Annotated in this window: 21 protein-coding genes; 8 read left to right on the top strand and 13 right to left on the bottom strand. The window is 61.1% G+C overall.

Annotated features, from left to right (window positions below; genetic code table 11):
* Positions 1 to 12: 12 nt before the first annotated feature.
* The 4 genes from glcF to Q1B40_RS04920 form a co-directional block, all read right to left on the bottom strand.
* A complete protein-coding gene (gene glcF, locus Q1B40_RS04935; RefSeq protein WP_299810879.1) occupies positions 13 to 1,350 on the bottom strand; it encodes a glycolate oxidase subunit GlcF in 1,338 nt (445 codons plus the stop codon).
* 201 nt (positions 1,351 to 1,551) lie between these two features.
* Complete coding sequence (locus tag Q1B40_RS04930) at positions 1,552 to 1,911, bottom strand: hypothetical protein (protein ID WP_299810876.1); 360 nt, start codon at positions 1,909 to 1,911, stop codon at positions 1,552 to 1,554.
* A 45-nt stretch (positions 1,912 to 1,956) separates the two neighbouring features.
* Positions 1,957 to 3,147, bottom strand: coding sequence for a glycolate oxidase subunit GlcE (gene glcE / locus Q1B40_RS04925; protein WP_299810873.1), 1,191 nt, complete (start codon positions 3,145 to 3,147; stop codon positions 1,957 to 1,959).
* Between the two features lie 12 nt (positions 3,148 to 3,159).
* Positions 3,160 to 4,656 (bottom strand): FAD-linked oxidase C-terminal domain-containing protein, encoded by a 1,497-nt coding sequence (locus Q1B40_RS04920; protein ID WP_299810870.1) that lies wholly within the window; start codon positions 4,654 to 4,656, stop codon positions 3,160 to 3,162.
* 155 nt (positions 4,657 to 4,811) lie between these two features.
* Here Q1B40_RS04920 and Q1B40_RS04915 point away from each other — a divergent pair, with 155 nt between their 5' ends.
* Together Q1B40_RS04915 and Q1B40_RS04910 are read left to right on the top strand one after the other, a co-directional pair.
* Entirely contained in the window at positions 4,812 to 5,756 is a 945-nt protein-coding gene (locus Q1B40_RS04915) for a LysR family transcriptional regulator (protein ID WP_299810867.1), read from the top strand.
* A gap of 93 nt (positions 5,757 to 5,849) precedes the next feature.
* The gene (locus Q1B40_RS04910) at positions 5,850 to 6,245 is read left to right on the top strand and encodes a cytochrome c family protein (protein WP_299810864.1); all 396 of its coding nucleotides are present in this window, start codon (positions 5,850 to 5,852) and stop codon (positions 6,243 to 6,245) included.
* Positions 6,246 to 6,613: 368 nt separating this feature from the next.
* Here the strand turns inward: Q1B40_RS04910 and Q1B40_RS04905 are convergent, their stop codons facing one another.
* Positions 6,614 to 7,936, bottom strand: a complete 1,323-nt coding sequence (locus tag Q1B40_RS04905) for a DUF3422 family protein (RefSeq protein WP_299810861.1) — start codon at positions 7,934 to 7,936, stop codon at positions 6,614 to 6,616.
* Between the two features lie 174 nt (positions 7,937 to 8,110).
* On the opposite strand from Q1B40_RS04905, the gene Q1B40_RS04900 reads away from it, so the two are divergent.
* From Q1B40_RS04900 to Q1B40_RS04890, 3 genes are all read left to right on the top strand, one after another.
* Positions 8,111 to 8,887 (top strand): FadR/GntR family transcriptional regulator, encoded by a 777-nt coding sequence (locus Q1B40_RS04900; RefSeq protein WP_299810858.1) that lies wholly within the window; start codon positions 8,111 to 8,113, stop codon positions 8,885 to 8,887.
* A gap of 19 nt (positions 8,888 to 8,906) precedes the next feature.
* Positions 8,907 to 10,043 (top strand): alpha-hydroxy acid oxidase, encoded by a 1,137-nt coding sequence (locus Q1B40_RS04895; RefSeq protein ID WP_299810855.1) that lies wholly within the window; start codon positions 8,907 to 8,909, stop codon positions 10,041 to 10,043.
* A 279-nt stretch (positions 10,044 to 10,322) separates the two neighbouring features.
* Positions 10,323 to 11,240 carry a DMT family transporter gene (locus Q1B40_RS04890; RefSeq protein ID WP_299810852.1) on the top strand — a complete coding sequence of 306 codons (918 nt, stop codon included), beginning with the start codon at positions 10,323 to 10,325 and terminating at the stop codon, positions 11,238 to 11,240.
* 44 nt (positions 11,241 to 11,284) lie between these two features.
* Here the strand turns inward: Q1B40_RS04890 and Q1B40_RS04885 are convergent, their stop codons facing one another.
* Together Q1B40_RS04885 and Q1B40_RS04880 are read right to left on the bottom strand one after the other, a co-directional pair.
* Positions 11,285 to 12,175 (bottom strand): LysR substrate-binding domain-containing protein, encoded by an 891-nt coding sequence (locus Q1B40_RS04885; RefSeq protein ID WP_299810849.1) that lies wholly within the window; start codon positions 12,173 to 12,175, stop codon positions 11,285 to 11,287.
* A gap of 168 nt (positions 12,176 to 12,343) precedes the next feature.
* Positions 12,344 to 13,219 carry a LysR substrate-binding domain-containing protein gene (locus Q1B40_RS04880; RefSeq protein WP_103221180.1) on the bottom strand — a complete coding sequence of 292 codons (876 nt, stop codon included), beginning with the start codon at positions 13,217 to 13,219 and terminating at the stop codon, positions 12,344 to 12,346.
* Between the two features lie 266 nt (positions 13,220 to 13,485).
* Here Q1B40_RS04880 and Q1B40_RS04875 point away from each other — a divergent pair, with 266 nt between their 5' ends.
* Positions 13,486 to 13,812 (top strand): DUF1127 domain-containing protein, encoded by a 327-nt coding sequence (locus Q1B40_RS04875; RefSeq protein WP_299810842.1) that lies wholly within the window; start codon positions 13,486 to 13,488, stop codon positions 13,810 to 13,812.
* 118 nt (positions 13,813 to 13,930) lie between these two features.
* Here Q1B40_RS04875 and Q1B40_RS04870 read toward each other — a convergent pair whose 3' ends face one another.
* From Q1B40_RS04870 to Q1B40_RS04860, 3 genes are all read right to left on the bottom strand, one after another.
* Entirely contained in the window at positions 13,931 to 14,725 is a 795-nt protein-coding gene (locus tag Q1B40_RS04870; protein ID WP_299810839.1) for a hypothetical protein, read from the bottom strand.
* A 162-nt stretch (positions 14,726 to 14,887) separates the two neighbouring features.
* Entirely contained in the window at positions 14,888 to 16,261 is a 1,374-nt protein-coding gene (locus tag Q1B40_RS04865) for a glutamate--cysteine ligase (protein ID WP_299810836.1), read from the bottom strand.
* A gap of 250 nt (positions 16,262 to 16,511) precedes the next feature.
* On the bottom strand, positions 16,512 to 17,270 hold the full coding sequence (locus Q1B40_RS04860; RefSeq protein WP_299812531.1) for a 16S rRNA (uracil(1498)-N(3))-methyltransferase: 759 nt from the start codon (positions 17,268 to 17,270) through the stop codon (positions 16,512 to 16,514).
* Positions 17,271 to 17,456: 186 nt separating this feature from the next.
* Here Q1B40_RS04860 and xseA point away from each other — a divergent pair, with 186 nt between their 5' ends.
* Complete coding sequence (xseA, locus tag Q1B40_RS04855) at positions 17,457 to 19,019, top strand: exodeoxyribonuclease VII large subunit (protein ID WP_299810833.1); 1,563 nt, start codon at positions 17,457 to 17,459, stop codon at positions 19,017 to 19,019.
* A gap of 125 nt (positions 19,020 to 19,144) precedes the next feature.
* The gene (locus Q1B40_RS04850) at positions 19,145 to 19,732 is read left to right on the top strand and encodes a DUF805 domain-containing protein (RefSeq protein ID WP_299810830.1); all 588 of its coding nucleotides are present in this window, start codon (positions 19,145 to 19,147) and stop codon (positions 19,730 to 19,732) included.
* Between the two features lie 118 nt (positions 19,733 to 19,850).
* On the opposite strand, the gene Q1B40_RS04845 is transcribed toward Q1B40_RS04850, so the two are convergent.
* From Q1B40_RS04845 to Q1B40_RS04835, 3 genes are all read right to left on the bottom strand, one after another.
* Positions 19,851 to 21,221 carry a TRAP transporter large permease gene (locus Q1B40_RS04845; protein WP_299810827.1) on the bottom strand — a complete coding sequence of 457 codons (1,371 nt, stop codon included), beginning with the start codon at positions 21,219 to 21,221 and terminating at the stop codon, positions 19,851 to 19,853.
* Entirely contained in the window at positions 21,218 to 21,862 is a 645-nt protein-coding gene (locus Q1B40_RS04840; protein ID WP_299810824.1) for a TRAP transporter small permease subunit, read from the bottom strand. The genes Q1B40_RS04845 and Q1B40_RS04840 overlap by 4 nt, the downstream gene beginning before the upstream one ends.
* A gap of 79 nt (positions 21,863 to 21,941) precedes the next feature.
* Positions 21,942 to 22,985 (bottom strand): C4-dicarboxylate TRAP transporter substrate-binding protein, encoded by a 1,044-nt coding sequence (locus tag Q1B40_RS04835; protein WP_299810821.1) that lies wholly within the window; start codon positions 22,983 to 22,985, stop codon positions 21,942 to 21,944.
* Positions 22,986 to 23,137: the final 152 nt, after the last annotated feature.

Here is a 23,137-nt window from a genome sequence, read left to right as displayed (position 1 = left end):
AAGCCGGGTGCCCTATTCCGCAGCTTCCGAGGAAAGCAGGACGGAGGACAGGCTTTCCGGCTGCCGTCCGCCATAGGCCCAGTCGAGAAGCTCCACCGTATGCAGGATCGGTATGTCGGTCCCCAGACCGATCTGAGTCATGCAGCCGATATTGCCGGTGGCGATGACGTCCGGCCTGGTTTTCTCAATATTGGCCACCTTCCTGTCGCGCAGGCGGCGGGCAATTTCCGGCTGGAGAATGTTGTAGGTTCCTGCCGAGCCGCAGCACAGATGCCCTTCCGGCACATCCTTGACCCTGAAGCCGGCCCCCGTCAGAAGATCCTTCGGCTGGCGGGTGATCTTCTGGCCGTGCTGCATGGAACAGGCGGAATGATAGGCGATGGTCAGATCCGGTTTGGCGGCAGGTGTGCCAAGATCGACACCGGTCAGGAACTCGGTCACATCCTTTGCCAGAGCGGAGACCCGGGCGGCCTTCAGGGCATAGGCCGGGTCCTCTCTCAACATGTGGGCGTAATCCTTTATCGTCGTGCCGCAGCCGGACGCGGTGATCAGGATGGCATCCAGTCCGCCGGCGTCGACTTCTCGCATCCAGACATCGACATTGCGGCGGGCGTTTTCCAGAGCCGCCTCTTCCTTGCCCATGTGATGAACAAGCGCGCCGCAGCAGACCTCGCCTTCGGGCAGAACGATTTCGTAACCCGCCCGGCTCAGCAGCCGGATCGTGGCGTCGTTGATACCGGGATTGAGCACCGGCTGGGCGCATCCGCCCAGAAGGGCAACACGGCCCTTGCCGGCCGTGGTTTCGGCCGCGAACACACCTGGACCTTCATGTTCTCCCCTGCCTGGGGAACTTGCAGGCGCCAGTTCCAGCATCGCACCGATCTTGGCCAAAGGTCCTCCCAGCGCCTTCAGCGCACCGGCAAACGGACGAGCGAAGAATGCGCCGATCAGAGCAAGACGGAAGCGTTTTGGATAGGGCAGAACGAAAGCAAGCACTGACCGCAGCAACCTGTCTGACGCCGGCCGTCTGTAGGTCTTTTCGATGTGGGCGCGGGCATGATCGACAAGATGCATGTAGTGCACCCCGGAAGGACAGGTGGTCATGCAGGCAAGGCAGGACAGGCAGCGGTCGATATGCTTGACGATCTTCTCGTCAGCTGGACGGTCGTTTTCCAGCATGTCCTTGATCAGATAGATTCTGCCGCGCGGGCTGTCGAGCTCATCGCCCAGCAATGTGAAGGTCGGACAGGTTGCCGTGCAGAACCCGCAATGAACGCATTTGCGCAGGATCTTTTCAGACTCTGCGACATGGCTGTCCTTCAGCTGCTCTGCGGTGAAATTGGTCTGCATGGTGTCCGGCGTCCCTCAATTGCCCGCATTTGCTGCGGAACTCTCCTTGCGAGTGACCCGGATCGTAGGGGCTGGGTTTTCGCCGCACAAGGTATCATTCCGGCACAAGAGCACCCTCACAACGGAATGAATTCAGCTGAAGAAACACGAAACCCGCCCGCGATCCTGCGGCCGGGTCTCGTTTCTTTTCGTCAAGAAGCGTCAGAACAGCCAGGTATTCGGGTCCGGTATGGGCTCGCCGCGAGAGGCAAGCTGCAACCCCTTGATACAGCGGATGATCATCCAGATCAGGAGTGCGATCAAAAGAAACACCCCAACGACAACGAAGACCAGGAGAACACCGACCACGCTGCCCAGCAAACCAATCCAGAATGTCCGGATCTGGTATGTGTAGTGGGTGTCGACCCAGCCGCCGGCCTTGCCCCTGTTCAGGTAGGCGAAGATGATGCCGACCAGCATGGTGATACCGAATAGAATGCTCACCAGATACAGAATGTAGACAAGGCTGACGTTCTTGCCGCCTGGCTCCAGATAACCTTCAGCGCCGGATTGTTGGTCCATTATGCTCTCCGCTAGAAATATCCACGTGAAAATATACGAATAAGACTACACGCCCGCGACCATTCGTCCAGCGTTCAGAATGCCTTTTGGGTCAAATTGCTCCTTCAGGCGGCGCGAAAGCGCGGCCAGGGGAGCGGGTTGGGGCTGGAACACCGGCACAGTCGAACGGACCGACGGATCCGCGCGCACCAGTGTCGCGTGACCTCCGCCTGCATCCTGAAGCGCCGCGCGAATTTCCGCCTCGTGAAGTTCTCCATCGTCGCAGGAAAGCCAGACAAGACCGCCGCTCCAGTCGAAGAATGCCCTCATGTCGAGCGCCGCCTTCAGACGCTCCACCAGCATCGGGCCGGACGCCGGAGCAACGGACACCCGCCACACTGGTGTCTCCGAGCTGGCGAACGGCAGCACATCGCGGATGTTGCGCCAGAGTTTTCCGGACTCCTCTTCTGCAAGGCGGGCAGGCGCGCCGAATTGCGCCAGAAGCTTTTCCAGCGTCTTGAAGCGGTAATCGACAGAGGTTTCGAACCCTTCCAGCCGAAGAACGGTCTTGCCGGCTTCGCCGTCGATGCCACCGGGCAAGTGGGCTGCCCCGGACACTTCGGCCGACGACCCCATGGCCAGGCACAGGGCCTTGATCGCGTCGGCCTCCTCCAGACCATCCAGCAGGAAAGTTGCCGAGGTTTCCGGTTTCGGATTGACCTTGAGTGTGACCGTGGTCGCAACCGCCAGGGTTCCGAAAGACCCGCAGAGCGCCCTCGGCAGATCATAGCCGGTGACGTTCTTGACCACCTTGCCGCCGGAATTGAAGATTTCCCCGCGTCCGGACACGGCTTCCATGCCAAGCACGTGGTCGCGCGCCGCACCCGCCTTGATGCGGCGCGGACCGGAGAGGTTTGCCGCCAGTACGCCGCCGACGGTTCCCCGTCCGGGCTCTTCCCCGAGCAGCGGCCCGTAGTCCATCGGTTCGAACGAGAGTTCCTGGCCGTTGTCGCCGACAAGCTTCTCGACTTCGGCGATCGCTGTTCCCGCCTTGACGGTCAGCACAAGCTCCGCCGGTTCGTAACTTTCGATGCCGGTGAGGCCTGACAGATCGAGAACATGGGCCGCCTGCACAGGGCGGCCGAGCTTTCTCTTGGACCCGTGCCCGACGACTTCCAGCGGCTGATCCTCTGCAGCCGCCCATTTCACCGCATCTTCAACCTGCCGCGTATCGCGCGGCTTGAACGTTGCATCCATTTCGGGAATTCCTCAGAAGCGCGGGATGTCGGGAAAGGGCAGTTGGCCCTTGTGGACGTGCATCTTGCCCAGTTCTGCGCACCGGTGCAGCAAGGGGAAGACCTTGCCGGGGTTGAGCAGATGCTTTTCATCGAAAGCGCATTTGACCCGTTGCTGCTGCTTAAGATCGTCTTCGGAGAACATTTCCGTCATCAGGTCGCGTTTCTCGATACCGACACCATGCTCGCCGGTCAGCACGCCGCCGACCTCCACGCACAACCGCAGGATATCAGCGCCGAAGGCTTCGGCAGCCTCCAGTTCCCCCGGCTTGTTGGCATCGTAAAGGATCAGCGGATGAAGGTTGCCGTCGCCGGCGTGAAAGACATTGGCAACGCGAAGCCCGTGCTTTTCACCCAGGTCCCGCATGCGGGCGAGCACCTTTGGCAGCTCGCGGCGCGGGATCGTGCCGTCCATGCACAGATAGTCCGGCGAGATCCGCCCGACGGCCGGAAATGCCGCCTTGCGTCCCGCCCAGAACGTCATGCGTTCCTCTTCGTTCGCCGAGATCCGCACGTGGCTTGCCGCATGGGCCCGGGCGATTTCCTCGACACGGCCGATCAGGTAATCGACCTCACGCTCCGGCCCGTCCAGCTCCACGATCAGCAGAGCCTCGACATCGAGCGGATAGCCTGCGTGGACAAAATCTTCCGCAGCATGAATGGCAAGCCGGTCCATCATTTCCATACCGCCAGGAATGATGCCGGCCGCGATGATATCGGCCACGCAGCGGCCGCCGTCCTCGCTGGCCGGAAAACCGATGAGCAGCGCGCGCGCCGTCTCAGGCTTTTGCAGGATGCGGACGGTAACTTCGGTCACCACGCCGAGCAGTCCCTCCGAACCGGTCATCAGCGCCAGAAAATCGTACCCTTCGCTGTCCAGGTGCTTGCCGCCAAGGCGGATCACCTCGCCGGTGATCAACACCATTTCCAGGCCGAGCACGTTGTTTGTGGTCAGACCGTATTTCAGGCAGTGCACTCCACCGGAGTTTTCCGCGATATTGCCACCGATGGAACAGGCAATCTGGGAGGACGGATCCGGCGCGTAATAGAAGCCCTCGCCTTCCACTGCGCGCGTGATGCCGAGATTGGTCACGCCCGGTTGTACGACGACCGCCCGGTTGGCATAGTCGATGTCGAGAACCTGGTTGAACTTCATCATCGACAGCAGCACGCCGTCCTCCAGCGGCAGGGCGCCACCGGACAGCGATGTCCCCGCCCCGCGCGGCACCACCTTGACGTCGTTGTCGTAACAGTACCTGAGAACCCTGGAGACCTGATCGACCGTTTCGGGAAGAACCACGATAAGGGGGAGCTGCCGATAGGCGGTGAGAGCGTCCGTTTCATAGGCGCGCATCTCGCGCTCGTCGTGGATCACGCCCTCTCCGGGGACGATCGCCTGAAGCGCGCTCAGGATCTCCCGGCGGCGGGCGAGAACATCCCGGTCCGGGGCAGGCATGGCGATCGCGGTCACAGAGTGGACTCCTTTCACATATACGTTTGATGATCCACGCAAATTGCTCGTACGTAAGCAGTGGTGATAGATCAACAGCTCCCCTCAAGTGTGGCAAGTATCTCGGCCAAGGGAAACGTCCGCACAATAATAGATGTCTTTCTGAGAGATTGAAAATGAGCAATCTGACCGACATGGAGATTTTCGCCCGAGTGGTGAGCGCCGGCAGCATGTCCGCGGCCGGGCGTGAAATGAACCTGTCGCCAGCCGTGGTCTCCAAGCGCATCCGGCGGCTTGAGGAAAAACTCGGGACGCGGCTCCTGCAGCGAACGACGCGCCAGATCGCCATGACGGAGGCGGGGCAGGGTTTTTACGAACGTGTCATCGCCATACTGGCCTCGGTGGAAGAAGCCGAATCCTTCGTGTCACGCGGGTCCGCCCGGGCGCGCGGCATTCTGAAAGTGGCTGTACCGACGTCCTTCGGCCGTCTGCATATCGCCCCGCACATGGGAAAATTCCTGATCGAAAACCCGGACCTCTCGGTCAACCTCGATCTTTCCGACGATTTCGTCGACATCGTCGGGGACGGTTACGACCTTGCGGTCCGCATCGCGGAACTGTCCGACTCCAGTCTTGTCGCCCGCCGACTTGCCCCCGTGCACCGGATCCTGTGCGCCAGCCCCGACTATGTGAAACGGCACGGCGCACCACAAAGCATCGAAGACCTGGCGGGCAATCATGTGACGCTGGCCGCGACAAATCAGGACCCCTGGCGGCTGGCCGGCCCCGACGGCACGGTGACCATCCGCACGCGTGCGCCCATCAAGACCAACTCCAACGAAGTCGTGCGCGAATGTCTGCTGGCCGGTGTCGGGATCGCTCTTCGCTCGACATGGGATGTGGGTCCGGAGTTGCGGGCGGGCAAACTGCAGATCCTGTTGCCGGAATACAGGGCGTCGAAAGATGTCGGCCTCTACGCGGTTTATCCGAGCCGCCAGTTCCTGCCGGCGAAAGTCCGGGTCTTCATCGATTTCCTGGCGCATCTTTACGGCTCTTCGCCCTATTGGGACGCCGGCCTGGAAGACTGGCTCCATCTGCCGAGCGCGGCGCGGGCAAGCTGACCGCGACACAATGTGCCTGCGACTGTGCGTCACTTGCGTCGATCTCTTGCATCCTGTTGTGTGGTTGAGAGTTTAAATCCGAGGGAGAATACTATGCAGCGATTGCTGATAATCGCCGGAACGGCGCTTCTTGCGCTGACCGTGCAGGCAAGTGCCGAAGGCGACCCCGCCAAGGGTGAGAAGGTTTTCAAGAAATGCGCCGCCTGCCATGCGGTTGGTGAAGGCGCCAAGAACAAGGTCGGGCCGGAGCTCAACGGAATTGTCGACCGTCCGTTCGGCGCGATTGAAGACTACAAATACTCCAAGTCTCTCCTTGAAGTGGGAGACGGCAAGGTCTGGGACGTCGAGACGCTGGATGTGTACCTGACCAAGCCGAAGGATCTCATTCCCAAGGGCAAGATGGCGTTCGCCGGACTGAAGAAAGAAGCCGACCGCGAAAACGTGATCGCTTACCTGGCGCAGTTCAACGAAGACGGCACGACCAAATAAGCCCATTCGGCTGACAACACTCGAGAGGCCGGGATTTCCCGGCCCCGGACTGGTGAGAACCCTCAAGTCGTCATCCCGGACGCAGCGTAGCGAAGATACGGGATCGGTGAGCCGTCAGCTATTGATAGAGAATGCCGTAACAGCAAAGAATGTGGCTCTCCGATCCCGGCTCGCGCTGCGCTTGGCCGGGATGACTGCCGAGGGTGGTAGTCAGCTTCTCAGTTCACTCAACAGAGTTGATGACAGCGGTAAAGCTATTGCTTCGTCACCACGCTGAGGCCGGGATTTCCCGGACTGTTTTGTTTTCCGGGGCAATTTCCCTGGCATCGTTGCCCTATGGATCATGCGCGTGGCCGGCGCCAGAGGCTTCAGTGATCGTCGTGCTTCTTGCGGATTCGCCGGACCAGCCACCAGATCAGGAGCAAGACAACAGGCACGGCGAGCCCGGTGGTGACATTCGCATCCGGGACGGGCAATCCGGTCTCCGTGGCAGCCTTCGCCAGATAGTAAATCAGCCCGACCACATAGTAGCTGACGGCCGCAACCGACAGTCCCTCGACGGTCTGCTGCAGCCTCAGTTGCAGATGGGCACGGCGGTTCATGGACTGCAGCAGTTTGCTGTTCTGGTCCTCCAACTCGACATCAACGCGCGTGCGCAGCAGGGTCGTGGCCCTTGCGAGTTTGCGGGACAGCATGGCCTGGCGATCCTCGGTCGCCTGGCAGGTCTGCATGGCAGGCGTCAAACGGCGCGTCAGGAACGCAGCCATCGACAGGTCTCCGGGAGCGGCTTTCTCCTTCAGTGCATGCAGTCTGGCCTTGACGATCCCGTCGTAGGCCCGGCTTGCGCCAAAGCGGAACGCGCTCGCCGTCGCCCCGGCTTCCAAGGCGGCCGCCATTTCGCTCAGCCTTCCCAGCAGTTTCTGGTTCGCCCCCAGTCCGGACGATTCCTTTATCTGTTCCGTCAATTCGGCCAGTTCTATCTCGAACCGTCTGATCTCCGGTTGCAGGTCCGTCGCCTTGAACAGGCCGAGCATGGCCAGCGTTCGATAGGTTTCCAGTTCCAGAAGGCGTTGCACGACCGCGCCGAGACGCACGTCGCTCAGCGAACGGTTGAGCACGAGAAAGCGGGTCAGGCCGTCACCGTCCTGGCGGAAATCGGTTGCCACCAGGGCAGCGCTGTCCTCCACCTCGGACACGGTCAGACTGCCGGCGTCGAACCTCTCCCGCCAATCCTGAATATCTTCGGACCCGCGCACTTCCAGACGGACAGCGACCAAGAGGTCGCCAGGTGCCCTGAAGGCCGCGCCGAAAGGATGGGATGCCGGCACCGACCCGAAAAGCGTTTCGGACCTTGCGGCCCCATCCCATGTGTAGGTGGTGAATTCCGCATGCTGTTCCCAGCTGAGCGTACCGCCGCCAAAGGAAAGCCTGTGATGACGGGCGCCGGGCGCCGGGCCGTGCCCTCCCCTGGAAACGCAAAATTCGTTCAGCCAGGCATGATCTTCGGCCGCTTCCTGCACACCGGTCAGAAAGGCGTAATGCAAGACGGTCCGCGGACTGCCAAGGGGGCGAAGCGGGCGGGCATGGACTTCGCCCAGGACCTTCTCGCGCAGCGGCGATGTCCGGAAGGCAGGAAAGGACGATCCGTTTTCTGAGCCCTGATCCAAGCTGGCAACCCCGTTTGCGCACATTGTTCGTGGAGCTTCACCTTCGCCCCGTGGCGTCGGGAGACCAACCAGGATTAGCTCTGTCGGGACAATATGACGCTGAAATGGGGTGATTGCGTACCGTTAAATTGGATAAGAAAATTGACCAATTTCTGTTTCGACGTTATTTTCCAGCCTGACGCGGAGAGGCCGGCTGGCATGTTTCAACCTGTAGACCATCAGAAAACGGCGGATGCCGCCGTGGAACAGATCGAGGATCTGATCCTGAAGGGTGTTCTGCAGTCCGGGGACAGACTGCCTCCGGAAAGAACCCTGGCCGAGCGCATGAAGGTATCGCGACCGGTTCTCAGGGATGCTCTGAAGCAACTTGAGGAGCGGCAACTGATCGAAGCCCGCCAGGGCGGTGGCACCTTTGTCTGCGACCTGATCGGCCCGATCTTCTCCGAAGCCATCGTTCAGCTCATCGCCCGGCATCCTTCCGCCATCAGCGACTATTTCGAATTCAGGCGCGGCATCGAGAGCCAGGCTGCGGCACAGGCCGCCTTGCGGGCCGCACCGTCCGACATCGCGCGCCTTGACGAGATCATCCGGCAGATGCAGAGCGCCCATGACGCAGAAGATCTGGCCGCTGAAACCCGGCTGGATGTCGACTTTCATCATGCGGTCGGCGAGGCCGCCCACAATGTGGTCATGCTGCACACCTTGAGGTCCTGCTACCGGCTGCTGGAAAACGGCGTTTTCTATAACCGCGGGCGTCTCTATCACCACCCGACCGCGCGCATTGAACTCTTGCAGCAGCACAAGTCCATCGCGGATGCCATCCGCCGCCGGGACCCCGACGGGGCCCACCGGGCGTCACAGGATCATATCGACTACGTGCGCGGCACCCTGGCCGACGCGCAGGCCATGGACCAGCGCGAACAGCTCGCCGGTCTGAGGATCAACAAACCCCTGAAGAATTCAGCTCGTTCCTGAGCATCCTGGAGGAAAACCCATGACAATTGTGACCGATGTTGCGGATCTGCAGGCTCTGGCAAAACGCCGGGTGCCGAAAATGTTCTACGAATATGCCGACACGGGCTCCTGGACCCAGAGCACCTATCACGAGAACGAGGCGGCGCTGCAGCGCCAGAAGCTGCGCCAGCGGGTCGCCCGCAACATCGACAACCGCTCCGTCAAGACGACGATGATCGGGGAGGATGTGTCGATGCCGGTCGCTCTCGCGCCGGTCGGGCTGACCGGGATGCAACACGCCGATGGCGAGATCCTCGCTGCCCAGGCGGCCGAGGAATTCGGTGTCCCGTTCACCTTGTCCACCATGAGCATCTGTTCCATCGAGGACGTTGCGGAAAACACGAAGTCGCCCTTCTGGTTCCAGCTTTACGTGATGCGCGACCGCGGCTTTTCCGAAAGACTGATGCAGCGCGCGCACACGGCTGGCTGCTCTGCTCTGGTACTGACGCTCGATCTTCAGGTCCTCGGCCAGCGTCACCGGGACATCAAGAACGGTCTGTCGACACCGCCGAAGCCAGGCCCGGCCGTGCTGGCGGATCTCGCGCTCAAGCCCCGCTGGTGCTGGCAGATGCTGCAGACCAAGCGGCGCCAGTTCGGCAACATTCACGGTCACGTCTCGGGCGTTGACGACATGACGTCGCTGGCCGAATGGACCAACAGCCAGTTCGATCCGACACTGGACTGGTCCTCCGTCGAATGGGTCAAGAAACACTGGGATCGCAAGCTGATCCTCAAGGGCATCAACGACGTCGAGGACGCAAAGATCGCCGCCGATATCGGTGCGGACGCCATCGTGGTTTCAAACCATGGCGGCCGCCAGCTCGACGGCGCGCTGGCCTCCTACGATGTCCTGGGCGACATCGTCGATGCGGTCGGCGACCGGATCGAGGTTCATTTCGACGGCGGCATCCGCTCCGGCCAGGACATCTTCAAGGCCGTCGCCATGGGTGCCCGCAGCACCTATATCGGCCGCGCCTTCATCTACGGCCTGGGCGCCAAAGGCAAGGACGGCGTGACCAAGGTACTGGAGATTCTGCACAAGGAACTCGACGTCACCATGGGACTTTGCGGCGAAACCGACATCGCCAGGGTGGGCCGACACAACATGGTTCTTTGAGGACTGCCAGCAGAACCCGGAGCACCACAAGACAGGCAGAAAAGAGCGCGGCGCCGAACAATTCGGCCCGCGCGGTATGGACGCGGGTTTCGGTTTCACAGCACCCGCTCTGGCCGGGAAGTTGCGCGCGGATATCATCGGCAAGAACACTTCTCCACGAACGGGCGCAGTTGCTTTAAACCTATCGTCTTTGCTGATGAGAAGATCAAAAACAATCACTTGTGCTGATGGGGTGGGGCGACCAGATTACCCTGCATCACAGTCTGGATCGGTTTTCACATGAGCGTTGCCACGCCTGCCCTGCGCCGGGAAACTGCCGGTTTCACACCGGCCGACTACGGTCTTTACGCCACCACCGTGCTTGCCTGGGGATTCAGCTGGATCGCCATGAAGAGCCAGGTCGCGACTGTCTCGCCGGAAGTCTCCGTCTTCTGGCGTTTCGTGCTGGCGGCAGCGGTCATGATGATCTGGGCGAAAGCGCGGGGACACAGGATGTCGTTCCCGTTTCGGGACCATCTGCGTTTCGCCGGCCTCGGTGCATTCCTGTTCTCGACCAATTTCACGCTCTTCTACTACGGCGCGTCCTACCTGCCCTCCGGCCTGCTCGCGGTGATCTTTTCCACGGCGTCCATATTCAACCTGTTCCTGGGCCTGATTCTATTCGGTCAGCGGCCGAATCTTCTGGCCCTCGCCGCCGGTTTCATGGGCTTCATCGGCATCGGCCTGATGTTCTGGCCACAGCTCACGGGTGCCGAATTCAATTCGCATGCCGCCATCGGACTGGCTTTCTGCATCGGGGGAACGCTGTCTTTCTGCTTCGGGAACATGCTGTCGGCCGACACTCAGCGGCGCGGCATCGGCGTGACGCCGGCCACTGCCTGGGGCATGGTCTACGGCATGGTGTTTCTGGGGATCGTGTCGCTTCTCAGGGGGCAAAGCTTTGCCGTGGAGTGGTCGGTCGCCTATTTCGGCGGTCTCGTCTATCTGGCGATCATCGCCTCGGTGATCGCCTTCGCTTCCTATCTGACGCTGCTGGGCCGGATCGGCTCGGCGCGCGCCGGCTATGCGACCGTTCTTTTCCCCGTGGTCGCGCTGACGCTGTCGACGATCTTTGAAGGCTATCACTGGACGCCCCTGGCCGTGGCCGGGCTCTTCTGCGTCCTGGGCGGAAATCTGATCATGCTGCGCGCACGCTGAAAAACGGCGGCTTCCGGTAATCTATGCTGAAAAGCTGACGCCGCCTATTCGGCGGCCAGCTGTGCGGCCCCGGTGCCGACATTGCCGATGGCTGCAATCAGGTGATTGCAGAGCGTGTCATGCATGGCTTCACGCGCATCGTCGGAGCGCAGCAGCGCGATATCGCAGAACGGCAGTGAGGGAAATCCGTCCCGCTCGTCCAGAATGCGCATGCCGTCGCGGATAGCGCTTTCGGGAAAGACCGTAACTGCCAGACCGACCTGAACCGCACCAACAAGCCCGGCTGCACTGGCGCTGGTGTAGGACACCCGGTAGCGCCGTCCGGCACGGTCGAGCGCATCCATGGAAAGCCGGCGCCAATTGCAGGTCGCCGGGCCCAGCGCCAGGCGGATCACATCCTGTGTGTGAGCGCAATGTTGGGCCGACGTGACCCAGTAAAGCGGTTCCCGCCGGATGATCTCACCGCGCAGGTTGAGAGTATCTCCGGACGTGGTGATCGCCACATCCAGCTGCCCCTCGCGGATCGCTTCGGTGAGTTTCGCGCTGCTCGAGCACTCGACCTGAACCTCAATGGAAGGATTGAGACGGTTGAACGCCGCCAGAACCTGCGGCAGCAACCTGTCCGCATAGTCGTCCGGCACGCCCAGCTTCACGTGGCCGACTTCCTTCTGGCCATTGAAGGCCGACAGGGTTTCGTCGTTCAGCAGGATCATCCGCCGGGCGAATTCGACCAGCCGAAGTCCGTCTTCCGTCAGCCTGGACTGGCGGCCGTCCTTGATGAAGATCGGTTGCCCGACGCGCTCTTCAAGTCGACGCATCTGCATGGACACGGCTGACTGGGTCTTGTGCACCGCCTCGCCCGCCTTCGTAAAGCTTCCCAGTTCGGCGATCGCCAAAAACGTGCGCAACTGGTCAATATCTAATGCGTGACTCATAAGAGACCCTGTAGATGAACTGTGTCCCGTGCGGGCGATTTGAGATTCGAATTAATAAGCGGACGATACATCACAAACATTTACAATTCAATGACCAATTGAGCACACGATGACGTGAGGGATTTTGATAATCCCTTACAAAACAAACGCGTACCGGTCGGCTCACACCTATTCAGCGGCCAGAGGAACCGAAAGGTTGTCCAGAGAAGACACGATATGTTCGACCAGAGCGTCGGTGACCCTGGAGCTGTTGTGCCAGGACCGCATGATGCCGATCTCGCAATCGGGAAGGCGCGGAAAGCCTTCGGCCTCCGTCAGAACGCGCATGCCGGATCTCAATGCGGATTCCGGCAGAACCGAAATCGCCAGACCGGCAAGCACCGCCGCACCGACCGCGGTCGAATTCCAGCTCGAATAAAGCAGCCGATGCTCGCGCATCTGGTCGCTCAGGGCATTGATCGCCGCCTTGCGCCAGTCGCATGTCGCGCGGCCCAGCGCCAGAGGAAGCGGGGATTCGTTTTCAACCGCGTGACGGGCCGAGACGACCCAGAGCAGCGGCTCCCGGCGGACCAGATCCACATTCTTGCGGCCTTTCTTCTGAACATGGGTGATAATCGCCACATCCAGTTCGCCTTCCGAAATCATGTCGGCAAGATTGGGGGTCGGCGCACAGACCACGCTCACCTCCGCCTTGGGATTCGACCTGGAAAACCGCGCCAGGATTTCCGGAAGGAACCGGTCGGCATAGTCGTCCGGCGTACCGAGCCGGACCAGACCGGCAAGCTCGGTGTCGTCGAATGCGGCGAGGGTTTCATCGTTGAGCTGAACCAGCCGCCGCGCGTAATGCAGCAGCCGTTCCCCGTGTTCCGTCAGACGGGACTGGCGGCCGACACGGACAAAAAGTGGTTTTCCGACCCGCTCTTCAAGGCGGCGCATCTGCATGGAGACCGCCGACTGTGTCTTGTGAACGTTGTCCGCGGCCCGCGTAAAACTGCCGCCTTCGGCAATTGCCACGAAGGTTCGAAGCTGATCAAGATCGAGCATAAGCGCCTCAAATATAAGACAAACTGATGTTTGCCACCAAACCTATTCAAATTTGAAATGTCTCGACCCACTGTCAGACGTTGCCAGTGCCGCGGACCAGTTCGGTCCATGACATCACAATTTTCGATCAATCGCATCAAAAACATTCGTTGGAATAATATTTGGAATACCGCCATTTACAGGGTGTTCCACAAACAGGACTGCCAATAACTGGCCGGGAACAGGCTGCCGGAAATTCCTTCGGCCGCTCACAGGAGAACTATGCCATGACCCATACCACAAGCACTCCGTCATTCGCGCTCTTCGGGCAGATGGTTGCCCGTGCATGGCGTGTATTCAACAACCGGCGCCAGTTTGCCGAACTCCAGGACTGGTCCGACGAGCAGTTGAAGGATGTCGGCCTGAGCCGGAGCGACGTTCGACGAGCCATGGCACAGCCGTTCTATCGCGACCCGACATCTTCTCTTTTGAGCGCTTCACCGGCGCTGAACCGCAGGCTGAGCCTGCAGGCAGCCAATGCACCCCGGGCCAGAGCTGACCTGACCCTTGTGGAAACCGAAAAGGCCACCGGCAACGGCCAACTGGCCGCCTGATCCCGGCCCTTGCGGCCCGACGAACACCTGATTTGCAGCCCCTGTCGGCAATTAGCCTTGCTGACGCAACTGACCCGCCTTTCGGCGGGTCTTTTTTTGCGTGAAAGTCGCGGCCAGATCAGGTTTGCCCGAGATCCTTGGCGGCCTTCTTGAAAAAGCTGTCGAATGCATTGAACTGGCTGGACTGGAAATCGCGGCCGGCTTCCATCCAGTCGGCGACCATTCCGTCAAATTCCGAGGCTTCGCCGGAGTTCTCCTCGCTTGAGGCGTCATCCTCCGGCTGAAGGTCCTCTTCTTCCGGTTCCGCCTCCTCCTCGGGTTCGGCGGCGGCTTCGACGACCCGGGCAGGCTGCAGAAAAACACCCCAGAAGGCCTGCATGGCCTCGGCGTAGCCTTGCAGGTAGTCGGCCGGTGTCGGCTGCGGTTTGGGCCGCCCGCGCGCGAAGCCGCGCAGATAGGCGTCGAGAAGGTTACGCGCCTCACCGTGCACGAAGGGCCGCGCAACCTGCCCCATGGCAAGGGTCGCGGCGACGGGCATCATTTCCTGGATGGCGTCGCCCTGCAGTCCGGTCATGGTGGCGATCTGTCCGGCCAACGCCTTCTGGACGGCTTCCGGCCCGAAGAACGGCGTCAACGCCGCCTGTGAAGGCCCCTGAAACAGTCCGGTGTAGCCGGCGAAAGGATTTTGCGGCGCGGAGCCGAACGGTGAGGAGCCAAACGGTGAGGATTGGCCGAGGAATTCGCTGAACCCGGGAATGGTGCCGCCGAAATAGCGAAAGCCGTTGAGTGCGGCCGGCATGAGCTGCCCCATGACGCTGTTCAGATCGTCATTGGACCAGCCGAATCGCTCTCGCACATCTTCCGTCAGCGAAAAGATATCGAATGGGGGAGCTGCCGTTTCGTTGCCAGTCATCGCACTGCTCCGCTCGGGGTTCCGCAAGGTCTTGAGAAACAAGACCAACCTATGCAGAGAGTGACCCTTTGTTGGCGTTAGGTCAATTCACGGATGACAGAGTGTGTTTTCCGCGCCACCGGCAACTTTCAGAGCCGAGTTTTTTTCGCCGCGCGACCTGCCTCAATAGGCATAATCGCTGAACACCCGGGTGATGTCGCCGTTCCAGGATCCGTGGTAGCGCTGCAGCAGGACATCGGCCGGACACATGCCGGAAGCAAGCCCCTCCTCGACCGGCGCCAGATGCACCCGCTCGTCCAGATCACCGTCGCTCATTCTGTTTCGGCGTTTCAGGCCTTCCTGGGAGAGTGCCAGAACCTGTCTGGCGACATCCAGAACCGTCCCGCCGCGGAAAGGTGTCTGCAGCGCCGTCTTCGGAACGTCCCGGCGCAGCGCGGCACGCTCTTCTTGCGTCCAGTCCTTCACCAGTTCATAGGCCTGGTCGAGGACACCCTTGTCATAAAGCAGGCCGACCCAAAGTGCCGGCAAGGCACAGATGCGCCGCCAGGGGCCGCCGTCGGCGCCGCGCATCTCGATATATTTCTTCAGCCGGACATCCGGGAACAGGGTCGATAGATGGTTGTTCCAGTCACCGAGGCTGGGTGTCGCATCCGGCACCTTGCCCTTGAGCGCGCCGTTCATGAACTGCCGGAACGTCGTGCCGGTGACGTCGTAATACGTCTCGCCGCGCTTGACGAAATACATCGGCACATCCATTGCCCATTCCACATAGCGCTCGAAGCCGAATCCTTCCTCAAAGGCGAAAGGCATGTCGCCGGTCCGGTCCGCGTCGGTGTCGGTCCAGATCTGGGCACGGAAGGATTTGAAGCCGTTCGGCTTGCCGTCGGTGAAAGGTGAATTGGCGAATATGGCGGTTGCGATCGGCTGCAGCGCAAGGCCGACACGCATCTTTGTCACCATGTCGGCTTCGGAGGAGAAGTCGAGATTCACCTGGATGGTGGACGTCCGGTACATCATGTCCAGGCCGAGGGAACCGACCTTGGGCATGTAGTTGGTCATGATGTCATAGCGGGATTTCGGCATACGCGGCATATCGGAGCGCGCCCAGGTCGGCGCCATGCCGATGCCAAGAAAACCGACGCCCATCGGTTCGGCGACCTGGCGGACCTGCGCGAGATGCTGGTTGGCTTCCCGGCAAGTCTCGTGAAGTGTTTCAAGCGGCGCACCGGAGAGTTCGAACTGGCCGCCCGGCTCGATGGAAATGGCGCCGCCGCCGCGATCGTCCGAAAGCCCGATGATCTTTCCGGCATCCTCGATCCGCTCCCAGCCGATCAGCTTTTCCATTCCGGTCAGGACGGCTTCCACGCCGTTCGGACCTTCATAGGGGATCGGGCTGAGTTCCTTCAGACAGAACCCGAACTTTTCATGTTCCGTGCCTATCCTGAACCGGTCTTCCGGCTTCGAGCCCTCGTTGAGCGTCGCGGCCAGATCCGCCACAGTTTCAATCGGTGTGGTGTCGACCGTGTCGCGGGCCATGAAACCGTCCTAGTTGCTGCGCGGTGTGTCAGCCGGAGTGTCGAAACATCCCGCGAACCGCTTGAATCCGGCGCGTCCGAAAACGCTTTTGAGCTTCGGTGATTTAGGTTTGTTGCGGCGAGAATGCAAGGATGGAAATATAAGCGCCGTCCGCGTTCAAGCCATTCCGAACCCGGAAAAAGCGGCTCCGCGGGCGCACCCTCCGTTTAGGACCGGTTTCAGAGGTGCGCAAATACCGCAGATTATTCCACTACTTCCAGTCGCCCAGGGTTGCCTGAATGATCGCCAGTGCGGCGACGGCCGCAGTATCCGCCCTGAGAATGCGGGGCCCGAGGGGGATCGGCGTGACGAACTCCAGCGCGCGCAGTTCTGCCCGTTCCTCCTCCGAAAACCCGCCTTCAGGGCCGATCAGCACAGCCAGTGGCTGCTCACCCCTGTCCTTCATCTGGGCCAGGGCGAGAAGCGGATTGTTCGTGCCTTCCGCCTCGTCGCAAAAGAGCAGACGGCGGCCGGGTTGGGCTTCCTGCCAGACGGCGAGGACATCGCTCAGGGGCTGCGGCGCAAGCACTTCGGGGACGCAGAGCACGCCGCATTGTTCGGCGGCCTCGATCACATTGGCTTCCATGCGCTCCAGGTTGACCCGGCTCGACTGGGTATGCCGGGTGATGACCGGCTTCAGACTGCCGGCGCCCATTTCCACCGCCTTTTGAATCATATAGTCGAGACGGGCGTGCTTGAGCGGGGCGAACATATACATCAGGTCGTTGGGCGCGGTCTGTTCGCGCATGCGCTCCATGAGCTGCAGCGCGCAGTCCCTTCGCCCGTTGCTGGCGATTTTCGCCAGCCATTCGCCGTCGCTTCCGTTGAACACCAGCACGAAGTCGCCGTCCTTCAGGCGCAGGACATTCAAAAGATAATTGGCCTGGCCTCTATCCGCCTCGATCCGGGCTCCGTCCGCTAAAATATGCCGTAAGAACAACCGTTGCATTTTGAACTCGTATTTTGCCATGGGTTTCAGGTAGTCGCTGGAATGTGAGGGTTTCAAGGCGGAACGCGGCAGGCGCGGCACTGTTCACATTATTCGATTCCCGTCGCCGTCCCCACCCGTGTTGTTTGCTCGCCTTGCCGATCCGATACCGCCTCTTGACCCTTCCCCGCTTTATGGCCAGTTTCCAAAGGTCAGAAGGAATCATCCGTGGACGAAAAACCCTCGAACGCCGCCGAATTCACCGTTTCCGAAATCTCCTTTTCCATCAAGCGCACGATGGAAGATGCCTTCGGCTATGTGCGGGTGCGCGGCGAACTGGGGCGGATCTCGCGGCCCGGCTCCGGACATATCTATCTGGATCTCAAGGATGACCGTTCGGTTCTGTCCGGCGTGATCTGGCGCGGTGTCGCCTCGAAGCTGAAAATTCAGCCGGAACAGGGTCTGGAGGTGATCGCCACGGGCAAGATCACCACCTTCCCCGGCCAGTCCAAATACCAGATGGTGATTGAAGCCCTGGAGCCGGCCGGCGCCGGGGCGCTGATGGCGCTACTGGAAGAGCGCAAGAAGAAACTCGCCGCGGAAGGCCTTTTCGCCGAGGAGCGCAAGCGGCCGCTGCCGCCGCTGCCGAGGATCATCGGTGTAGTCACCTCGCCGACCGGCGCCGTCATCCGCGACATCCTGCACCGCATCGACGACCGTTTTCCCCTGCATGTGCTGGTGTGGCCCGTGCGGGTGCAGGGCGAAACCAGCGGCGCGGAAGTCGCCAACGGCATTCGCGGCTTCAATGCGCTGCAGCCCGGCGGTCCCGTCCCTCGGCCGGATCTGCTGATCGTCGCGCGCGGCGGCGGCAGCATTGAGGACCTTTGGGGTTTCAACGAGGAGGCCGTCGTGCGCGCCGCCGCCGAGAGCGAGATCCCGCTGATATCCGCGGTCGGCCACGAGACGGACTGGACACTTCTCGACCTTGCCGCGGACGTGCGCGCGCCGACCCCCACTGGAGCGGCGGAAATCGCCGTGCCGGTCAAGGCCGAACTGATGGCGATGGTCGACGACCGGTCGCGGCGCCTGAATTCCGGCCTGGTGCGCTTCGTCACCACCCGCCGGACCGAGCTGCGTGCCGCAAGCGCCGCCCTGCCCGCCCCTCAGGATCTGCTGGCCCTGCCGCGCCAGAAGTTCGACACTCTTGCAAGCGGCCTCGGGCGGGCGCTGATCGTCAGCACGCGGACCCATCGCACCCATCATCAGAACCTTGCAGGCCGCCTGTCGCCGGTGCTGCTCTCCCGTCTGACCTCCAAGGCCCGACAGGATCTTGCCAACCACAGCGAACGCCAGCAGCGGGCGCTGCATGTCGCCGTCGCCCAGAAGCGCCAGACCTTCGCCGCGCTGGCGGTCCGGCTGACCCCGGTGCGTCTCGCCCAGCAGACGACACTGGGCAAGGAACGCCTTACCGGCCTCATGGAGCGACTGGACCGGGCCTATCTCTCGCGTGTCGGCCAGGAGAAAGCACGGCTGGACGGCCTGCAGAAGCTTCTGAAATCCCTGTCCTACAAGGATGTTCTGGCGCGCGGCTATGCGGTGGTGCGCGATGACGAGGGACAGCCGGTCCGCTCCGCCGCAGCGGTCGCCTCCGGTGCCGCCCTGTCGATCGAGCTCGCGGACGGCAACATCGACGCGGTCGCCATGAGCGACAGCGCCGCACCCAAGCCGGCGAAGCCCAGGAAAAGCGGTTCAGCCAAGCCGACGCGGACCGATCAGGGCACGCTCTTTTAGGTCCGCGTAGCAAAAGCGGCTATTTCTTTCAGTTTTAACGAACTCCCTAACGTCAAGTTTAAGCCCATCGCCTAGGGTCGCCGTCGTTCGATTTATCGCTATTCGTGACGGAGGCCAGGGTGCCAATGCAGCGCAAGGAATTTGGAAGGCGCGGCCTTTCGCAAGAAGCCCCATCGCAGCGCGGGAAGCGGCAGTCGCATTATTCCTCCAGCCGCATGACGACGGCATACGCTTCTGCGGGCGCCAGCGCCCTTCCCTTTGACGATGAAGACGGCGTTTCCTTCTGGACGGTGTTCACGAACACCCTTGCGCTGTTGTTCAGCTTCCGGGGGCGGATCGGGCTGTTGGAATACTGGTCCATCGGCATCGCCCGATGTGTCCTGCTGCTGGCGCTTTTTTTCCCTCTCGTCAACACGATGCAGCCCGGCCTTGGAGAAATGACCCAGGCGACGATCGCCCATGCCCTTTTCACATCGACCTCTGGTCTACTTTACACAGCGCTGTTTATCGCAGGGATCGTCAATTACTGGTCGCTGGAAGCTCGGCGCTGTCACGACAGGGATGTTTCGGCGCTGGTGCTGCTCATCCTGTTCGTGCCGTTGATCGGCGCTTTCTACGCCATCTATCTCTTCATCATGAACGGCTTCTTCCCGGGAACACCGGGAACCAACCGGTTCGACACCGCACAAGGTCTGGCGCCGGTCTTCGACTGAGAAGGCGCCCGGCCAACGGATCTGAATTCCAAGAGATTGTTGTCCCCGCAACATAAAGAAAACGCCGCCGGAGATGTGTCTCCGGCGGCGTTTTCTTTTACGGGTGACCTTGCGCGGATCAGCCCATCAGTTGCGGCAGGATGGTGATGATCGACGGGAAGGCCAGCAGGCCGCCGATTGTCAGGACGTCGGCCACGAAGAACGGCACGCAGCCCCGGAAGACTTCCTGAACCGGGATATCCGGCCGCACGCCGGAGACCACGAAACAGTTGAGTCCTATGGGTGGCGTTATCAGACAGAGCTCCGCCATCTTGACCACCAGGATCCCGAACCAGATGGCACAGGCCTCGCCCGACATGCCGAAGGCGCTGTCGGCCGCCGAGACGCCCTCACCACCGTTCAGCGCCATCACAGCCGGATAGACCACCGGCAGCGTCAGGATCAGCATGCCGATCGCATCCATGAACATGCCAAGCACCGCATAGGCCAGCAGGATGCAGATCATCACGATCCAGGGAGAGAACTCCAGGCTAACGATGAAGTCCTTGAAGGCATCGGGAAGTCCGGCAAAGCCAAGGAAGCGCACATAAAGCAGCACGCCCCAAATCAGCGTGAAGATCATCACGGTGAGCTTTGCCGTCTCGTGCAGCGCCTGACCCAGCTGGCGGGTTCTCATGCCTTTCGCGAAGGCAACCACCAGCACGACGAAGGCGCCCAGGGAGCCTGCTTCGGTGGGCGTTGCCAGACCGAAGAAGAACGAGCAGAAGATGATCGCCACTACAGCGATGATCGGCAGGGTGCCAGGAACACTCTCGAAGCGCTCCTTCCAGGTGAAGCCCTTGACCGCCGGAGCATCGCCGCGCCAGGCGGAGACGGCCACGATGATGCCGACATAGACCAGCGCGGAGAACACGCCGGGCAGGAAGCCGGCGATCAGCAACTTGCCGACCGACTGTTCCACCAGGATTGCGTAAATCACCAGAATGGCCGACGGCGGGATCAGGGACGCCAGTGTTCCACCGGCCGCAACGACAGCGGCAGACAGACGTTTGGAATAGCCGGCGGCCAGCATTTCCGGAATGGCGACACGGGCGAAAACGGCCGCGGTCGCAACTGAAGCCCCGGACACGGCTGCAAAGCCTGCCGTGGAAAACACCGTGCCGACGGCCATGCCGCCCGGCAGCCAGCCGAGCCAACGCTTGGCCGCTTCAAACAGCTGCTTGGTGAAGCCTGCATAAAAGGCCAGAAAACCGATCAGGATAAATGTCGGCAGGACGGAGAGGGCATAGGTGACCGACTTGGAATGCGGGATCGTGCCGGCCATCTTGAGTGCGACGAAAAAGCCGCGTTCGAACCCCATTTTCATGGAGAACAGCACAATCAGTCCGACGAGCCCGGTGAAGGCGGCAGCGAAAGCCACGCGCACACCGATGACGACAAGGACCAGCAGGACGCCGGTCATCATGATGCCAACTTCAAACGGCGTCATTTGGCGTCTCCTTCAACGACGTCATCTCCGAGAGCTTCCTCGATTTCATGGCGGGCATGTTCTTCCACGCCCTCGATCATCGGGACGGCGACGGGCTGGCGGGTGGGGTCGGCGACCAGCCGGGCATAGCCGTAGATCTGCATGAGGAGACGCAACAGCAAAAGACCCAGCGCGGCCGGAATGATCAGCTTGGACGGCCAGGTCGGCAGCCGGATATCCATGGTGCTGTCGCCGATCGCCCAGGACCGGTCGAAGTGATACAGGGAGCCCCAGATCAGCAGCGCGACCGTAAAGGCGACCAGGATGACACCCAGCATCTCGCAGATATAAAGCGTGCGCCCGCTCAGCTTGCCGAGCACGATCTCCATGCGAATATGTCCGCCGACACGCTGGCAATAAGCGACACCCGCAAACGCGAAGATTGCCATGGCCTGCTCGGTGATATCGATGAAGCCGGGTATCGGTATGTTGAAGAGCAGCCGGCCGATCACCTGGATCACTGCCAACAGCATCAGGGACAGGATGGAAAAGGCCGCAAACATATTGAATGCATTTTCGACATGGCCGAGCCAGCCGTCAAAGCGGATATAAGTCACCGGGCGCTCCGAGACGGAACGTCCTCCGGGATCAGTCATAGTCATGAGTGTCAGCCCCGAGCATTGGCTCCCCGGCGCGAAATGCGTCGGGGAGTGTCTGGTTCACAAGCCTGCAGGTTCGGGCTTAGTTGGAGAGGGTCGTCTTGACCATGTCGAGAATCTCCTGAGCCGGGAGACCGTTGGCGGTGTTTTCCTCAACCCATGCAGCATGGATCGGGCCGGCCTTTTCGCTGAAGGCTGCCAGGTCTTCTTCTGAGAACTCGATCTGGTTCACGCCACGGCTTTCCAGTTCCGGCCACCACTTTTCGTACACCTTGTCATAGGTCTCCAGGTAGTGAGCCAGCGCCGGGCTGACGGAGCTGTCCAACGCTGCCTTGAAGTCGTCCGGCAGGGCGTTGTAAGCGTCGATATTGACGATCACCGGGCACTGGACCGTTCCCGGGTTGAGGTTCTTCGTCCACCAGTCGGCGACTTCCACGACCTTGAAGGAAAGATGCGCGTGCGGCGCGAAGCTGGCTGCGGCAACCGTACCGGAATCAATAGCCTGATAGGTTTCCGAAGCGGTGACGGACGTCGGCACCGCGCCAACGGCGTTCATCAGCTGGCCGATCCCGCCGAGGGCGCGGACACGCATGCCTTCGAAGTCGGAAACGGTCTTGGGCGCGTCCCCCTTGCCGGCAAAATTATACTGCGGCATCGGCGAAGGCATCAGGGCCATGGCGTTCCAGCGGCCAAGGTCTTCCTGGACTGCAGGATGCTCATAGAGCTTCATCGACACCTTGATTTCCTCGTCCAGATCCTTGACCCCGAGGAACGGCAATTCCAGAACGGTCAGACTGGGGTTCTTGTCCGGATGGTAGGAGGCGCAGATTTGCGCCATCTCGAACGCACCGAAAGAGATGCCGTCAAGGTTCTCGCGGGACTTCGACAGCGCCTCGCCATAGTTCAGCTTCAGTTCGAACTTTCCGTCGGTCTTCGCCGACACTTCTTCGGCAAGCTTTTCAACGTGTTCGGTAAAGGCACGACGCTTGCCCCAGAGCGAGACGTTCCAGGTAACGTCCGCTGCAAAGGTCTCGGTGGCGAAAACGACGGATAGAGCAACCGCGGATACGGCGGTCGCCGACTTGAGTGAAAAGAGCATGAAATCCTCCCGAATTATTTCGCTCATTTCCTTGGCCGCTCAGCCTGCGCGCTCCCCGCGCCGCAAGCCCGAACCAAGTCGAAGAACCCATAGCATGACCCGTGCCAGTTCCCTTTGACAACACTTCTTTCGCGGAACCTCGCCCGTTCCCGCATCGCCCGGAAACCATACCGCACCGC

The sequence above is a fragment of the uncultured Roseibium sp. genome (assembly GCF_947496995.1).
Lineage (GTDB): Bacteria > Pseudomonadota > Alphaproteobacteria > Rhizobiales > Stappiaceae > Roseibium.
Note: the sequence above shows the minus strand (reverse complement) of the source record. Positions and strands in the feature narration are given on the sequence as shown.

What these genes read in the sequence shown, in the direction of transcription:
- glcF (WP_299810879.1), bottom strand. Translation starts at nt 1,350, where the DNA reads ATGCAGACCAATTTCACCGCAGAGCAGCTGAAGGACAGCCATGTCGCA.
- Q1B40_RS04930 (WP_299810876.1), bottom strand. Translation starts at nt 1,911, where the DNA reads ATGGACCAACAATCCGGCGCTGAAGGTTATCTGGAGCCAGGCGGCAAG.
- glcE (WP_299810873.1), bottom strand. Translation starts at nt 3,147, where the DNA reads ATGGATGCAACGTTCAAGCCGCGCGATACGCGGCAGGTTGAAGATGCG.
- Q1B40_RS04915 (WP_299810867.1), top strand. Translation starts at nt 4,812, where the DNA reads ATGAGCAATCTGACCGACATGGAGATTTTCGCCCGAGTGGTGAGCGCC.
- Q1B40_RS04910 (WP_299810864.1), top strand. Translation starts at nt 5,850, where the DNA reads ATGCAGCGATTGCTGATAATCGCCGGAACGGCGCTTCTTGCGCTGACC.
- Q1B40_RS04905 (WP_299810861.1), bottom strand. Translation starts at nt 7,936, where the DNA reads ATGTGCGCAAACGGGGTTGCCAGCTTGGATCAGGGCTCAGAAAACGGA.
- Q1B40_RS04900 (WP_299810858.1), top strand. Translation starts at nt 8,111, where the DNA reads ATGTTTCAACCTGTAGACCATCAGAAAACGGCGGATGCCGCCGTGGAA.
- Q1B40_RS04895 (WP_299810855.1), top strand. Translation starts at nt 8,907, where the DNA reads ATGACAATTGTGACCGATGTTGCGGATCTGCAGGCTCTGGCAAAACGC.
- Q1B40_RS04890 (WP_299810852.1), top strand. Translation starts at nt 10,323, where the DNA reads ATGAGCGTTGCCACGCCTGCCCTGCGCCGGGAAACTGCCGGTTTCACA.
- Q1B40_RS04885 (WP_299810849.1), bottom strand. Translation starts at nt 12,175, where the DNA reads ATGAGTCACGCATTAGATATTGACCAGTTGCGCACGTTTTTGGCGATC.
- Q1B40_RS04880 (WP_103221180.1), bottom strand. Translation starts at nt 13,219, where the DNA reads ATGCTCGATCTTGATCAGCTTCGAACCTTCGTGGCAATTGCCGAAGGC.
- Q1B40_RS04875 (WP_299810842.1), top strand. Translation starts at nt 13,486, where the DNA reads ATGACCCATACCACAAGCACTCCGTCATTCGCGCTCTTCGGGCAGATG.
- Q1B40_RS04870 (WP_299810839.1), bottom strand. Translation starts at nt 14,725, where the DNA reads ATGACTGGCAACGAAACGGCAGCTCCCCCATTCGATATCTTTTCGCTG.
- Q1B40_RS04865 (WP_299810836.1), bottom strand. Translation starts at nt 16,261, where the DNA reads ATGGCCCGCGACACGGTCGACACCACACCGATTGAAACTGTGGCGGAT.
- Q1B40_RS04860 (WP_299812531.1), bottom strand. Translation starts at nt 17,270, where the DNA reads ATGGCAAAATACGAGTTCAAAATGCAACGGTTGTTCTTACGGCATATT.
- Q1B40_RS04850 (WP_299810830.1), top strand. Translation starts at nt 19,145, where the DNA reads ATGCAGCGCAAGGAATTTGGAAGGCGCGGCCTTTCGCAAGAAGCCCCA.
- Q1B40_RS04845 (WP_299810827.1), bottom strand. Translation starts at nt 21,221, where the DNA reads ATGACGCCGTTTGAAGTTGGCATCATGATGACCGGCGTCCTGCTGGTC.
- Q1B40_RS04840 (WP_299810824.1), bottom strand. Translation starts at nt 21,862, where the DNA reads ATGACTATGACTGATCCCGGAGGACGTTCCGTCTCGGAGCGCCCGGTG.
- Q1B40_RS04835 (WP_299810821.1), bottom strand. Translation starts at nt 22,985, where the DNA reads ATGAGCGAAATAATTCGGGAGGATTTCATGCTCTTTTCACTCAAGTCG.